General features: G+C 37.9%; 12 protein-coding genes and 2 pseudogenes. 13 read left to right on the plus strand and 1 reads right to left on the minus strand.

Annotated elements, in window-relative coordinates; all coding sequences use genetic code 11:
* Positions 1-593: 593 nt before the first annotated feature.
* Entirely contained in the window at positions 594-971 is a 378-nt protein-coding gene (locus GLW00_RS11885; protein ID WP_160914333.1) for a hypothetical protein, read from the minus strand.
* 236 nt (positions 972-1,207) lie between these two features.
* Here GLW00_RS11885 and GLW00_RS11890 point away from each other — a divergent pair, with 236 nt between their 5' ends.
* The 13 genes and pseudogenes from GLW00_RS11890 to GLW00_RS11950 form a co-directional block, all read left to right on the plus strand.
* On the plus strand, positions 1,208-1,735 hold the full coding sequence (locus GLW00_RS11890; protein ID WP_160914823.1) for a hypothetical protein: 528 nt from the start codon (positions 1,208-1,210) through the stop codon (positions 1,733-1,735).
* Positions 1,736-2,365: 630 nt separating this feature from the next.
* A complete protein-coding gene (locus GLW00_RS11895) occupies positions 2,366-3,400 on the plus strand; it encodes a siderophore ABC transporter substrate-binding protein (RefSeq protein WP_202412481.1) in 1,035 nt (344 codons plus the stop codon).
* A 20-nt stretch (positions 3,401-3,420) separates the two neighbouring features.
* Positions 3,421-4,437 (plus strand): ABC transporter permease, encoded by a 1,017-nt coding sequence (locus tag GLW00_RS11900; RefSeq protein WP_160914337.1) that lies wholly within the window; start codon positions 3,421-3,423, stop codon positions 4,435-4,437.
* Positions 4,434-5,495, plus strand: coding sequence for an iron chelate uptake ABC transporter family permease subunit (locus tag GLW00_RS11905; protein ID WP_160914339.1), 1,062 nt, complete (start codon positions 4,434-4,436; stop codon positions 5,493-5,495). The genes GLW00_RS11900 and GLW00_RS11905 overlap by 4 nt, the downstream gene beginning before the upstream one ends.
* A complete protein-coding gene (locus GLW00_RS11910) occupies positions 5,492-6,244 on the plus strand; it encodes an iron ABC transporter ATP-binding protein (RefSeq protein ID WP_160914341.1) in 753 nt (250 codons plus the stop codon). The genes GLW00_RS11905 and GLW00_RS11910 overlap by 4 nt, the downstream gene beginning before the upstream one ends.
* 128 nt (positions 6,245-6,372) lie before the next feature.
* The gene (locus tag GLW00_RS11915; protein ID WP_160914343.1) at positions 6,373-7,071 is read left to right on the plus strand and encodes a dihydropteridine reductase; all 699 of its coding nucleotides are present in this window, start codon (positions 6,373-6,375) and stop codon (positions 7,069-7,071) included.
* Positions 7,072-7,665: 594 nt separating this feature from the next.
* Entirely contained in the window at positions 7,666-9,186 is a 1,521-nt protein-coding gene (locus GLW00_RS11920) for an AbgT family transporter (RefSeq protein ID WP_160914345.1), read from the plus strand.
* Between the two features lie 237 nt (positions 9,187-9,423).
* Positions 9,424-9,836 (plus strand): annotated as a pseudogene (locus GLW00_RS11925) (GNAT family N-acetyltransferase).
* A 92-nt stretch (positions 9,837-9,928) separates the two neighbouring features.
* Complete coding sequence (locus GLW00_RS11930; RefSeq protein ID WP_160914347.1) at positions 9,929-10,369, plus strand: NUDIX hydrolase; 441 nt, start codon at positions 9,929-9,931, stop codon at positions 10,367-10,369.
* Positions 10,370-10,465: 96 nt separating this feature from the next.
* Positions 10,466-10,576: an aminopeptidase gene (locus GLW00_RS11935; protein ID WP_335808480.1), complete on the plus strand. Its 111-nt coding sequence runs from the start codon at positions 10,466-10,468 to the stop codon at positions 10,574-10,576.
* Positions 10,577-10,595: 19 nt separating this feature from the next.
* Positions 10,596-11,432 carry a MerR family transcriptional regulator gene (locus GLW00_RS11940; RefSeq protein ID WP_160914349.1) on the plus strand — a complete coding sequence of 279 codons (837 nt, stop codon included), beginning with the start codon at positions 10,596-10,598 and terminating at the stop codon, positions 11,430-11,432.
* A gap of 60 nt (positions 11,433-11,492) precedes the next feature.
* Entirely contained in the window at positions 11,493-12,818 is a 1,326-nt protein-coding gene (locus tag GLW00_RS11945) for an MATE family efflux transporter (RefSeq protein ID WP_160914351.1), read from the plus strand.
* 171 nt (positions 12,819-12,989) lie between these two features.
* Positions 12,990-13,718 (plus strand): annotated as a pseudogene (locus tag GLW00_RS11950) (class I SAM-dependent methyltransferase); the annotation flags it as partial.
* Between the last annotated feature and the right edge of the window lie 253 nt (positions 13,719-13,971).

Raw genomic sequence — 13,971 nt, forward strand, 5'->3', positions numbered from 1 at the left:
GAAAAAATCTACATTGATTAATGGACCTTATTTACGTACCACATTTAAGAGTTACCTTGAATCACTGGTGGGTTAGTTTAAGGTCAGCTTCAACTGTCTCGAAATCAAGTTTTAAAGTAACGGGGGCGTTAGTTGGATAGTATCTTTCGATTATTGATCTAAAGGAATAAACAGGTGAACTGGAGTGGACCATTATTAAAACTATTTTAAGTAATGTAGCATTTGCAATTGTGACAATTTTTACGTTAGTTCATATAGTAGATAATTATTTATTAGGGATAATTCCTTTAATTTGTCTTTGGGTAATATTTGACTACATGAAAAATCTTGAGCATAAAGCTGATGTTAATACAAAAACAATAAAGATCGGTACAGTTAGTTATTTTTTAACTGGCATTATAGGTTTGTTACTCGTGTTCTTATTATAGTTATCAAGCTAAGCTTGGCGGGATTAGCGCTTGGTCAAAATATCTCGAAATCAAATCTTCAAGTATAGGGGGCATTAGTTGAAGAAGTCTTAAAAAAAGATGAACTCCTCTAGATTGGAATTCATCTTTCTCCTACTATCATACGTTAGAAGTCTTTAAACTTTCTCATTCATTGTTATTAAGTTTATCTTCAATAAAATTCCTAGCTTCTTCATTGTTCCCAGTCTTTAACACTAAACCTTTAGTATCAAAGAAATAGTACTGAGGAGTTTCCTCAATATCTAGTGAGGAGTATCTGTTCCTGGCTTCTGTTTTGGCAATCCCGATCCAAGATGGGAAAGTTTTATTCAATTGTTCATCGTCATAATGACTTAAGAAATCAGGAGTGCTTATATTATTATCATCATCTCCAAATATTTGTAGCATGGTGTAGGTACCTTCGACTTCAGGAAGTAGCTCTTTAGATATTTCTTCATTTTCACTACTGCAGCCTACTAAAAATAAGGATAAAATAATTATCATAGTCCAAGCTTGTTTTTTCATTTTTATTCTCCTTTACTATTTTAGGTCGATTATCCCAAAGGACATCTTTTAGTTCAAATTTTCTCGTTTGAAGTTAAAACCAGTAACATATCATCGAGAATTTAATTATAAGTTATCTTGAAATCGAGTCTTCATGTAAAGGGGGCAAATCAGAAATTACGATTTGTTCTTTCTTGAATTAATTGTGCAAGTAGTACAATGAAAATTATAGTGCAGGGTATAGGGGGATTAACTTGATGAAAGTAAATATATTGACAAGTTTTCTATTCTGTATCGTTTTTTTAGTTGGTTGTTCAAATGAACAAACATTTGAAGACTTTTTTCATCAAAAAATGAAAGAAATGCACGATGGGGAAAAAAACTATTCGTATTCACTGGTACATACAGAGTTAAATGCCGTTCGCGAAGAAGATGGTGTTGCAGTATTTAGAGAGCACAACAACCATCAAGGAGAACAGGTTTATATTGCTTATATTCAAAAAGATGGTGATCAATGGGACTGGAAACAAACAAGAGGAGCTGAATGGAATACCCCTGTAAAATGGTCTTCAATGAACCAAGCCCCATATATATATTCTGGTGCAATTAGTGATAATTCAATTACTGAAGTATATGCAGGCGAAGAATCAGCAAATATCATTAACGTTGAAGATGATAAAAGATTTTGGTACGTAATAAGCCCAATAAAGGATGTTAAAGTAAAGGTTGTTAAAAAAGATGATAGTGAAGAGTTTATTGAAGAAATAAACCAAGAAGAACTATAGTACAAATATTGCTTTTTGAAATTATGTACTTAAAGTAATAGATGGATTAGTTGAAAACGAAGATATCTCGACTTCGAGACTTTAAGAAATGGGGGCGTTAGTTATATAGTGTATAAGCCCCTATAAAAAAGAGTACTTCCACTTAATTGGAAGTACTCTTTTTGTAGTAATATCAACACTAAACTTTAACAGAATCCTTGGGATAAGGAAGTATTTATCTCGAAAAGAAGAGGCGGTCTAGAAGTTGTTAAGTATCCATTAACCACTCTAACCAGCACGTTACAGACGCCGGGGGAGAGAAGTCCTGTGCGACCAGAGAACTTTATTATTTCCTACCCACACCCATATGTCTTTTCTACGAAGTTTATAATTTCCAAAAGTTTCTAAGTGACTAGAAACTTTTGGAATGCTTAAAAATATTTGAAATTCAGTTGAGAATTTTTTTTTGTGTGGTAAACTAACTTATATAGTTGATATTGATAATCATTATCGATGGAAAATGTGGAATTCCATTATGTTACATGAAAATATCTGGTGTTTAAGACTGGATAATATAAGTATAGATAATGGGAGTATCAGTTCAATGAGTTTTTCTTTGCAAAAAAATAGGAAAAGGAAAGAGGTATGCAAATGGGGAGATTTAAATTAATTTTCATTATGCTGTTTTTTGCTTTGGTATTGGCGGCTTGTTCTAGTTCGGATGAGGCATCAGGTGAAGCTAAAGAATCTGAATCTACTGAATCTGAGGCTGGTGACGGTTCAGAGGAGTCGAACGAACCTGCTACTATTGAAGTTACTGATGCTCATGGAACGGTTACAGTCCCCGTAAATCCAGAGAACGTAGTTGCTCTGGATAATAGAACATTTGAAACGTTAGCTGATTGGGATATCGAATTGGCAGCTGTTCCAAAGCCGATTATGTCTACGGATTCACCATATGTAGAAGATGAGAACGTAGAAGATGTCGGCAATCACGGTGAACCAAACCTTGAAACAATTGCTGCAGTAGACCCTGAATTGGTCATTGTTGGCCAAAGGTTCTCAGGATATTATGAAGATATTAAGGAATTAGTTCCAAATGCTGCGGTTATTGATTTAAATATCGACGTTTCTGAAGAAGCTGATGCTGGAGATAATCTTGTTAATGGCTTTAAGGATACTACTCTTACTTTAGGACAAATTTTTGATAAAAATGAAGAGGCAGAAGAGTTGACAGCTGAATTGGAACAGGCCATTGAAAATGCTGAATCTGCGTATAATGAAGAAGAGACTGTTATGAGTGTTATCGTTTCCGGTGGAGATATCGGTTTTTCAGCTCCTTCTACTGGGCGTGTATGGGGTCCGCTGTATGACATGTTCGGATGGACTCCTGCATTAGAAGTTGAAGATGCCTCGACAGACCACCAGGGAGATGAAATTTCAGTGGAGGCCATTGCGCAAAGTAATCCTGACTGGCTTCTAGTATTAGACCGTGATGCTCCAATTTCAAGTTTAACGGATAAAGTTCCTGCTCAAGACGTGATTGATGAGTCACCTGCTCTTCAAAACACGATAGCAGTTAAAGAAGAACAGATTGTGTATGCACCAACGGATACCTACTTAAACGAATCCATTCAAACAATGATCGAGTTGTTTGACAACCTTGCTAATTCATTTGCTGAGTAAGGTTAAAGGAGTTTAACATCGTGCAGAAAAATACCATTACCGGGATTGAGGGAAATTCTCAATCCCGGTATTATAATCAGAATAAAATATGGACAAAGCCCTTTATAATAGCGATTGTAGTAGTGATAAGTTTAGCTGTACTCTCTCTGTTTATAGGGGTTTATGATGTGCGTGGACAAGAAGATGGTATGGAGATGTTCTTTATCACTCGTGTTCCAAGAACGATTGCGTTGATGCTCACTGGTGCGGCTCTGGCAATGGCGGGTCTCGTTATGCAGCTGATTACTCAGAACCGTTTAGTTGAACCTACGACCACAGGTACATTTGAGTGGGCAGGTTTAGGGCTCCTTTTTGTTTATTTACTATTTCCTGCTCCAACAATCGCTTTAAGAATGACTGGAGCTGTCATTTTTTCTTTTGTCGGAACGATGATCTTCTTTTTATTTTTAAGAAGGGTCAGACTTCGTTCTTCTTTAATTGTCCCTATTATTGGTTTGATGCTTGGCGCAGTCATTTCTTCCATTTCTACATTTTTGGGTCTCTTTTTTCGGATGACACAAGTGATTGAAAGCTGGTTTGTAGGTTCTTTTACGGGTGTTCAGGTTGGAAGGTATGAATATTTGTGGATTATTGTAATCATTACAATTCTTGTTTTTATTTATGCCAACCGATTGACATTGGCTGGACTGGGTGAAGATGTTGCTACAAGTGTAGGTGTAAATTATAAGGCACTCATTCTTCTGGCAAATGGTCTTATTGCTGTGGCAGTAGGTGTTGTTGCAGCAGTTATTGGGAACTTACCATTTTTGGGGTTAATTGTCCCCAACATTGTTTCAATGATTAGAGGAGATGACCTTAGAAGTAATCTGCCCTGGGTATGTTTAATTGGAATGGGGACGATTACTTTTTGTGATCTTGTTTCTAGAACCATAATTATGCCTTTTGAAGTTCCTGTTTCTTTAATCCTTGGAACAGTAGGTTCAGTTGTGTTTATTACTATCTTATTGAGAGATCGGAAAGCAAGGAGGCTGAAATGAACGCTTTAGAATACAGAAATAATGAGAATAAACCAATGAATTTTAGCCTTCCTAACAAAAACAGAACGGCCAGCGCTTTCCGCACAATGAAAGATAAAAGGCGTTACTGGATTTTGCTGACAACATTCATCGCTTTGGGCCTTCTTTTTTCATTCGGTCTGCTGGTTTACAACAATCCAGTTCCAGTAGATTCACCCTCTTTTATCCCGGTAGTTAAAAATAGAGCCGTAGCTATTGTAGCGATGCTTATAGCTGCAATTTGTCACAGTTTGTCGACTGTTGCTTTCCAATCGGTTACGAATAATAGGATTATAACGCCATCCCTATTAGGTTTTGAGGCCCTTTATTCAACCATACATACGAGTACAATGTTTTTATTCGGTGCTAGTGCAATGGTTAACTTTAGTGGTATCGGACCATTTTTGCTTCAAGTTGGTCTTATGATCTTAATGAGTGTGATTCTTTATGGATGGCTGCTTTCCGGAAAGTACGGAAATTTACAACTGGTCCTGCTCGTTGGGATCATTATCGGGACTGGGCTGAACAGTGTTTCTGTTTTTATGAGAAAACTTCTTTCTCCATCTGAGTTTGACCTTTTATTGACAAGAATGATTGGTTCTGTGAATAATGCGGATCCTGAATATTTTCCTATTGTGATACCAATGGTCATTGTTGTAGCACTGCTGTTATATTCCTTTTCCAAGAAATTGAATATATTGTCGCTTGGAAAAGATGTATCTACTACTTTCGGTGTTAATTACCAGCCTAGTATCATTTATACGCTTGTATTAGTTGCTGTATTAATGTCAATTTCAACGGCCTTAGTGGGTCCCCTTACTTTCTTTGGGTTTTTAGTTGCCATTCTGGGTTATCAAGCGGCACCTACTTATGACCACAAATATATTTTTCCGATGGCTTTTGCTATAGCGTTTTTTGTACTCACGAGTTCCTATTTTTTAATGTACCACGTATTTAATGCGTACGCTGTTTCTGTTTTTATTGAACTGTTTGGTGGGCTTACATTTTTAATCGTTATTTTAAGGAAGAGGTCTCTATGATAAAAATTCATAATGCAAGAAAGACGTATGCTGAAAAGGTTAAAATTGGACCCTTGGACATTGAAATACCAAAAGCTGGTTTCACCTCATTGATTGGACCTAATGGGGCTGGAAAGTCTACTACGCTTTTAATGATTGGCAGACTATTAAATATGGATGAGGGTCAAATTAAGGTAGCAAATATGGATGTTTCTTCAACGAAATCCAATGATTTGGCAAAGATTGTAACGATATTGCGGCAGGAGAATCATTTTGTGACGAGACTTACTGTTAGGCAGCTGGCTGGATTTGGACGTTTCCCGTATTCAAAAGGGAGATTGACCAGAGAAGACGAGGAGATTATTTCTAAATATATCGACTTTTTAGATTTAACCGATTTAGAACATAGATATTTGGATGAGCTTTCAGGAGGGCAGAAACAGCGGGCCTATGTGGCTATGGTGCTGTGTCAGGAGACTGAGTATGTATTGTTGGATGAGCCTCTGAATAATCTTGATGTCGCTCGTTCTGTTCAAATGATGCAGTATTTGAGACATGTTGCTGATGAATTTGGAAGGACTATTCTGACGGTTATGCATGATATAAACTTCGCAGCCAAATATTCTGATAAAATTTGTGCTATGAAAGATGGACAGATTTCTGCTTTTGGCACAGTAGAAGAAGTTATGAATCCGGATCTATTAACAGATATTTTTGAAACGGAAATCGAAATTATGCATGGGCCATATGGACCGTTAGCTGTCTACTAGCTCTATAGTTTTAGGAGAGAAGAAAATCTCTTGAATATGTTTGAAATTTATTTTTCCTAATCCTTCCGCTGGTTTATCACAAGATCTATACCAGATGGTGGGAGATGTATAATGAAGGAGGATGTAAAATGCAAATCTATTGGACTAAAATAACCGAGATTATCCAAGAAACGTCTGAGGTCACAACGTACCTGCTTGAATGTCCGCAAGACTTTACATGGGAAGAAGGCTCCCACACTCACTTTGCACTGCAGGGTTTTAATAGTGGTGATACCCCGAATCGCAGCCTGGTCCGCCATATGTCAATTTCCACTTTACCTCATGAGAACACGATTGGAATTACAACACGTATTCGAGAGCAATGCTCCGAGTTCAAAACGATTTTAAAGGATCTTAAAGTCGGAAGTGATGTTGCTCTATTTAAAACCCATTCTAATGTCCCGCTCAAAAGACAGGGGAAAAATGTTTATCTATTGTCGTCAGGGGTAGGTCTGGCTACGTTCAGACCGCTTGTACTTGATTATTTAAACAGGGCTGACGATGTGAATCAAATCCATTCGCTGAATATCGATTCGTCAAAAGAATTCTTGTTTACCGATGTTTTTGCATCAGACCCTGACCAAAAGTTCACTTCAAAGTTTGTCGATAACCGAACAGACTACTATGAAGAAGTGAAAAACCTTGGGGCTGATAAAGACGGTCTCTACTATGTTGTAGGCGGTGATGAATTTCTCATGCAGAATATAGCAGTTCTGCAGGAACAGGGAATTCAGGCAGACCAGATCATGCTTGACAAGCATGATCATCAACTGGCTGAGTTCCTGTAAGTTGACTTGTAGTATTAATTTCTGGAGAAATACTCATATAAAGGGGACCAAAACTACGTGTAGGGTTGGTTCCCATATTTTGATTTTGGTAGGCATTCGCTTTTTAAAAACTACGAAGGACGAGCGAGTAATGTAAAGTCAAATGAGGATTACATACAACGATTGAGATAAATGGTAGGTAATAAAGGATATTTGATTCATTCTTGAACATGTAGAGAGTGGATTTGACCAAAATATTTAAGTGAATTATGAGTAGCTAGATTATCTAATATCTCCAATTCAAATCTTACAGTAACGGGGGCAATTGATCAAGAAGCTGATAAATCTGCTTTGGGTAAGAGTGCCTGACCACGCTGCTATATAACTGTAAAAAATTAGGGGGGGTAGGCACTTTCCTCCTTTCCTCTAAACCTGGGCACTTTATACCTCCTTTGGAATTTTTCAGAATAAAAGGAATTTTATATATCTTTGAAAACGCCTTCATTTGTATCGATAATGCTTTATACTAAAAAAGGACAGCAATAGACAAAAACGGCTGAGGTATGAATAATCATTGCTGTTTTTGCTTTTACAACAAGAGAGGGGGAAATAGTATTGCTTAAAAAACGTAAAGGAATGTTTCAAAAAGGATTGGATGCCATTGAATATGTAGGGAATAAGCTGCCCCATCCAATTACACTATTTGCTATCTTGGCACTACTAGTTGTCCTACTGTCTGCTATCGTTTCCAGTTTTGGACTGAGTGTAGAGCACCCTGGGGAAGAAGGGAAAATAGTTGAAATAAACAACCTCCTCAGTGCAGAAGGTATTGAGTATATTTTCTCCAGTATGACCGAGAACTTTATTGGATTTGCTCCTTTAGGGGTCGTTCTAGTGACAATGCTTGGGATAGGAGTAGCCGAAAGAACCGGACTGATTAGTGCATGCTTACGTGGGTTTGTGCAGTCCGTTCCAAAATCATTGATCACTTATGGACTTGTATTTGCAGGCGTCATGTCCAGTGTTGCTTCTGACGCTGGTTATGTAGTATTACCTCCACTCGGGGCTGTCATTTTTGCAGCACTTGGCCGTCACCCATTAGCGGGACTTGCTGCTGCATTTGCGGGTGTTTCTGCAGGATTTAGCGCTAACTTGTTTTTATCAGCTACGGACCCCTTATTAGGGGAGTTAACGATTGATGCTGCTGCTATCATTGATCCTGCCTATGCGGAGAATATGAATATAGCGATGAACTACTATTTCATCTTTGTTTCTGTATTCTTGCTAACATTTGTAGGGGGATGGGTCACAGAAAAGATTGTCGAACCCCGTTTGGGACAGTACAAAGGCGAGTTCCGTGAAGATTTAAAGGGATTGGATGATACAGAAAAGAAAGGTTTGAAATGGGCAGGTATTTCTGTCGCTGTAGCAACCGTACTTATTGCTCTTTTGATTCTTCCAGCTGGAGCCCCTTTAAGAGGAGACGATGGAGGGATCATACAATCTCCGTTTATGAGTTCCCTTGTGCCAATTATCACCATTCTATTCTTTATCCCTGGGTTGTTTTATGGCATCGCCGTCAAAAGTATTAAAGATGACAAAGATGTGGCAAACCAGCTTTCTGAGACGATGGCTTCCATGGGGATGTTCATTGTACTTGCTTTTACTGCCGGACAATTTGTAGCTTACTTTTCAGAAACAAATATGGGACTCGTCATCGGTGTTTATGGCGCGGAATTATTAGAATCGGCCAACCTATCAGGGATCCCATTAATCTTAGGTTTTATTTTAGTGGCCGCTACCATTAACTTGTTTATAGGCAGTGCTTCTGCAAAATGGGCAATGATGGCTCCGGTATTTGTACCGATCATGATGCAGTTGGGTTATTCACCTGAATTAACACAGATGACCTACCGTGTGGCAGATTCTACAACAAATATCATTACGCCTCTAATGACTTACTTTGCTATCATTATTGCATTCGCTCAAAAATACGATAAAAAAATGGGAATTGGGACTCTGATTTCTGTTATGTTCCCATATACGATCTTTTTCCTTGGATCTTGGACACTCATGTTAATTATTTGGATGATGACTGGCATTGATTTGGGACCAGGCTCTCCCATCCACTATTAATGAATCAACAGAATACTAATTAAAAATCAGTCGGTCTATGCTAATTCATTAGCTTAACAAAATGTTAGCATCTTCCCCCATTATTTTAGCATTGTAAAAGTTTTGGACCAGGCACCATCTTTTAGAAATTAGAGTTGGGGAATATTTGCATTAACTAAGAGAAATTAAGAAAGAGAGCTAAAATTTTTAGCTCTCTTTCTTAATTGTTGAAAACAACGTGGATCTTTCCCTTAAGTAATAAAAGTAGAACAATGGAAACAAGAAGATAGTGATTTTATTAGAAAAAAAGTGATTGAGCACAATATGAAGGAGCTTCCTGACGAACTTAAAACTCCAAGTGAAAATATTAGTTTTGTACTTAAGGATGCCAACGGAAATATCAATGGAGGAATTACAGCAAACATGTTCTGGCATCATATGCACATTGAGTTTTTATGGGTAGAAGAAAAACTTAGAGGAGAAGGTTATGGTCGTGTTCTTTTAGAAAAGATTGAGCGTTTGGCGATAGAAAAAGGATGCAGGTTTATATATTTGGATACATTTAGCTTTCAAGCTCCTGAGTTTTACAAACAAAACGGGTATGAGGTACTATAGAGGATCATCCGAAGGGGTTTAATCAGTATTTCTTGCATAAAAGCTTCGATAAATAGTCTTAAGAAGGATGAAATATTACCATAAATATCTCGAATCCGAGTTTTACATAAACGGGGGCAACCCTGAGATTAATGAAAAGAGGTATCTAATGTATCCACGAGCAAAGTCTTTGGGATTAGTAATTCATAAAGACCTATTGTTACTAGAGCAATATAAAGGTAAGCATTCTAATGGAGAAGGAAATTTTTATCGACCTTTGGGTGGGACAATAGAATTTGGTGAGAGGTCAGATTGGACAGTAAATAGAGAATTTAAAGAAGAATTAGGAACCGAAGTAATTATTCAACGTTATCTAACCTGTCTAGAAAACATATTCAAGATTAATGGTGATGTTGGGCATGAAATTTTTCAGATATACCTTGTAGATCTCAAAGAGGAATGGATGTATGACAAACCATATCTTGAAGTGAAAGAGGGGACAAGGTTTTATAAAGCTCATTGGGTTCCAATTAGAAAGGTACTAGATGGAAATGAATTTATTTATCCAGAAGGACTTACTCAAATAATTAAAAATTATGTTTTATTTTGAATTCGAGATAAAATTTCCTTAAGTATCATTTCAGCCTAGTTTTTTTATGAAATTTAAGAATAAAGGAAAATAGGTTATTCCCTGTTAGGGGAACAAATCTTCAGCATCGTCAGAATCGACCGTGAAAATCCAGTGGCAGCCTGGGACGAACATAATAAAACCTTAATTAAAGCTCGTGGATATTTGAATAGTAAGCATTTTCTATAATGAAAAAGGTGGAAATCGAATGAAAGACCGGTTCCGTGTCGGAGAAGTGGCCAAACTATTTCAACTCTCACCTTCGACACTTCGTTACTATGATGAGATTGGGCTTTTCCAGCCCAAATATGTAGATGCTGATACAAGCTATCGTTACTATACCATTGAACAATTTGTCGTACTCGATACCATCATCTTTTTGAAGAAAAATGGATTTTCCATAAAAGATATCCAGCAGCAGCTGGAGCATCGGACTCCTGAGAATACAAAAGCTCTGCTAAAACAAAAGCTTGGAGAAGTGGAGGAAGAAATGGAGCGGTTGAAGAAGGTTTCTGAGAAAATCAAAAATAAGATTTATACAATCGAAGAGGGGATTTCTCTTAGCGAAGATCCATCGTTGGTGTATCGCTCGTTTCCGAAACGTGCTATTTCTTATTTGTATAATGATTCGCCGATCGATTTGATGAAAGAATTGGAATCATTGTATTTAAAGGACTTAGAGGGTCTTTCTTCAGCTGGACTCGGTTATGACGGATTTTTCACAGGTGATTTTGGGGCTGTCGTTGAAATAGATAGTCTAAAAGAAGGGTCTGTGAAATATCGAGCTGTCTTTGAATTGCTTCACCAAGAGAAGGAAGCTTTAAAGACATCCTATTTGAAGCCAGGGTTGTACGCTTGTTATCCGCATCACGGACCATATGAAACGATTAAATCTACCCATTCCTTTGTCATAAAACGTCTCCAAAAAGATGGTTATCGAATGAACGGAGCCCCAGTTGAAATAGCAATGCTCGATGAGTCCGTTATTCAGGACAAAACAGCCTATGTAACCTTGATTCAAATTCCGGTTGATAATAAAGGTTGACCTTCAAGCTCCTTGAAGGTTTATGCTATCTCTTGTAAGAAATTGCAGGAGGAATTATAGATGAATGGAACACATGAATTTTTAAAGCATCAATCCGTTAAAAAAGTATTTTTTCAATATTTATTTCCATCTTTATTAGGGATGATGCTGATGTCTGTGAACATCCTGATCGATGGGATTTTTGTTGGTAACGGTGTAGGATCGGAAGGGCTTGCTGGCGTTAATCTTGCTATGCCAGTGTTCTCTCTGATTTTCTCAATCGCATTGTGGATTGGAATTGGTGGGGGGACCATCTATTCCATCCATATAGGAGAGGAAAATATGGTGAAGGCGAGAAGCGTATTCTCAATAGCTGTTGCCAGTTCATTGGTGCTTTTGCTCGTCATCGGAGTGATCGGATATTTTAACGTAGAGATGATTGCGAATTTGCTTGGAGCAAACGCCTCTACCCTTTCCCATACCATCGACTACTTAACGGTTCTATTTCTGTTCGGCTGGCTGATCTCAGTACAGCAGCTGCTCAGCATCTTCGTGCGTAATGATGGCAGTCCGACTTTGGCGATGGTCGCTCTCGGCATGACGGCCATTATTAATATTGGCTTGAACTATTATATGATTTTCATCTTAAAGCTGGCTGTTTTTGGCGCGGCGCTTGCCACTGTCCTCGCAAGCTTCTTCGGGGTTCTTGTTCTTTTGCTTCACTTCTTCAAAAAGCATTCAAATTTGAGGAAGCTTTCCTTCCAGTGGTCATGGCATGCGCTTAGAACCATCTTCTTCATTGGGTTCCCGAGCTTCCTTGCAGAAGCGGGAGTTCTTGTCTTTGTTGCCGGTTATAACCTGGCGATGGTCGGCTTACTGGGTACAGAAGGAGTCGCTGCTTTTTCTGTCGTTAATTATTTGCATGGCTTCATGTTTCTATCGTTCTTTGGCATTGAATCAGCGCTGCAACCGATGATCAGCTACTATCATGGGGCAAACGAAAAAGGCCGTATCAAAGAGAGTGTGAAGATTGGTGAAAAGACAGCATTCATGCTTGGGGCCATCCTCTTTATTACCGGTCTGCTTACTGCACCATTGCTCGTTTCACTCTTTGGACTGGAATCAGAAGAAGTCCGTGAATTGGCTGTTCAAGGAATTCGGTTGTTTTTCGTAGGTTATCTTTTCCTTGGTTTAAATTTCGTTTACATGACTTATTTTCAGTCTATTGGTAAAATCCGTCCATCGGTCATCATTATTCTATTAAGAAGTTTTGCTTTCATTTTGGTCCTGCTGTGGATGCTTCCAAAACTTCTTGGCATCTCTGGTGTCTGGCTCGCACTTCCGATTGCGGAAATGATGGTTGCTTTGCTGCTTTTCTTTTTCACAAGGAAACATGTGGTGCGATAAATTTAATTAGGCTTTTGCTTCGGACATGGTGCTTTATGAAGGGATTGTCCTTTTTTCCGTTATACGAGGGGGCATTAAGCGAAATGTTTAGAAGAAGGTAAATATCCTCCTATAAGTAATGATGTTTTACTCTTTTTAGGAGGCTACCTTAAAATTGGAGATGAAACGATTATGAAACAAAACAAATATGATAATGCAAATTTCTTTTCTGCTTATAAAAAAATGCCACGGTCAGTCAAGGGGCTTGAAGCAGCTGGAGAATGGCATGTTTTAAGAGGACTAATGCCAGAGTTACGAAATAAGACTGTTCTTGACTTGGGATGCGGTTTTGGGTGGCATTGCCGATATGCTCGAGAACAGCAAGCAAGTTCAGTGATAGGTGTAGACATATCTGAAAATATGCTTCAAAAAGCTCGTGAAAACACAAATGACCCAGCCATTTCGTTTATAAAAATGCCAATTGAAGACATAAAATTTACTGAGTCTCAATTTGATGTGGTTATTAACTCGCTGGCTTTTCACTATATTAAGGCATTTAAAATAACTTGCCAAAAAGTCTACGATTGTTTAAAACCTGGAGGGACTTTTCTTTTCTCCGTTGAGCATCCCATCTTTACTTCTCGAAGTGAACAGGACTGGTACTTCGATGAACAGGGAAATATACTACATTGGCCAGTAGATAATTACCAAACGGAAGGCTTACGTAAAACCACTTTTTTAACTGAGAATGTAATCAAATACCACCGAACCCTCTCGACTTATATAAATGACATAATTGATGCAGGATTTAAAATAAAAACAGTCGAAGAGCCCATACCCTCTAATGAAATGTTAAAGAGTGTACCAGAAATGAAAGATGAAACCCGAAGACCTATGTTTTTAATGATTTCAGCAAAAAAAGTATCGACTAATAAGGGTATTTATTGGACCGTTCCTATACTACGAGCTCCTACAATAAGTAAAATCTTGTTTTTTGTAACAAGTCCCATTATCCCAAATATATCTCGACTTCGAGTCTTACGTTAACGGGGGCGATAGTTTTATAAGTGCTATCTCTTAGGGTGCTGAAATAATGGTTAGCTTTAAGGTTTTTGATTTTTAATCCTTTTATTGGTAAAATGCATTTACTCTGTTTATTACCTAAATGCTAACG

Origin of the sequence: Halobacillus litoralis (genome assembly GCF_009856445.1) — a bacterium.
In the GTDB taxonomy this organism is placed as follows: domain Bacteria; phylum Bacillota; class Bacilli; order Bacillales; family Halobacillaceae; genus Halobacillus; species Halobacillus litoralis.

What these genes read in the sequence shown, in the direction of transcription:
- GLW00_RS11885 (WP_160914333.1), bottom strand. Translation starts at nt 971, where the DNA reads ATGAAAAAACAAGCTTGGACTATGATAATTATTTTATCCTTATTTTTA.
- GLW00_RS11890 (WP_160914823.1), top strand. Translation starts at nt 1,208, where the DNA reads ATGAAAGTAAATATATTGACAAGTTTTCTATTCTGTATCGTTTTTTTA.
- GLW00_RS11895 (WP_202412481.1), top strand. Translation starts at nt 2,366, where the DNA reads ATGGGGAGATTTAAATTAATTTTCATTATGCTGTTTTTTGCTTTGGTA.
- GLW00_RS11905 (WP_160914339.1), top strand. Translation starts at nt 4,434, where the DNA reads ATGAACGCTTTAGAATACAGAAATAATGAGAATAAACCAATGAATTTT.
- GLW00_RS11910 (WP_160914341.1), top strand. Translation starts at nt 5,492, where the DNA reads ATGATAAAAATTCATAATGCAAGAAAGACGTATGCTGAAAAGGTTAAA.
- GLW00_RS11915 (WP_160914343.1), top strand. Translation starts at nt 6,373, where the DNA reads ATGCAAATCTATTGGACTAAAATAACCGAGATTATCCAAGAAACGTCT.
- GLW00_RS11930 (WP_160914347.1), top strand. Translation starts at nt 9,929, where the DNA reads ATGTATCCACGAGCAAAGTCTTTGGGATTAGTAATTCATAAAGACCTA.
- GLW00_RS11940 (WP_160914349.1), top strand. Translation starts at nt 10,596, where the DNA reads ATGAAAGACCGGTTCCGTGTCGGAGAAGTGGCCAAACTATTTCAACTC.
- GLW00_RS11945 (WP_160914351.1), top strand. Translation starts at nt 11,493, where the DNA reads ATGAATGGAACACATGAATTTTTAAAGCATCAATCCGTTAAAAAAGTA.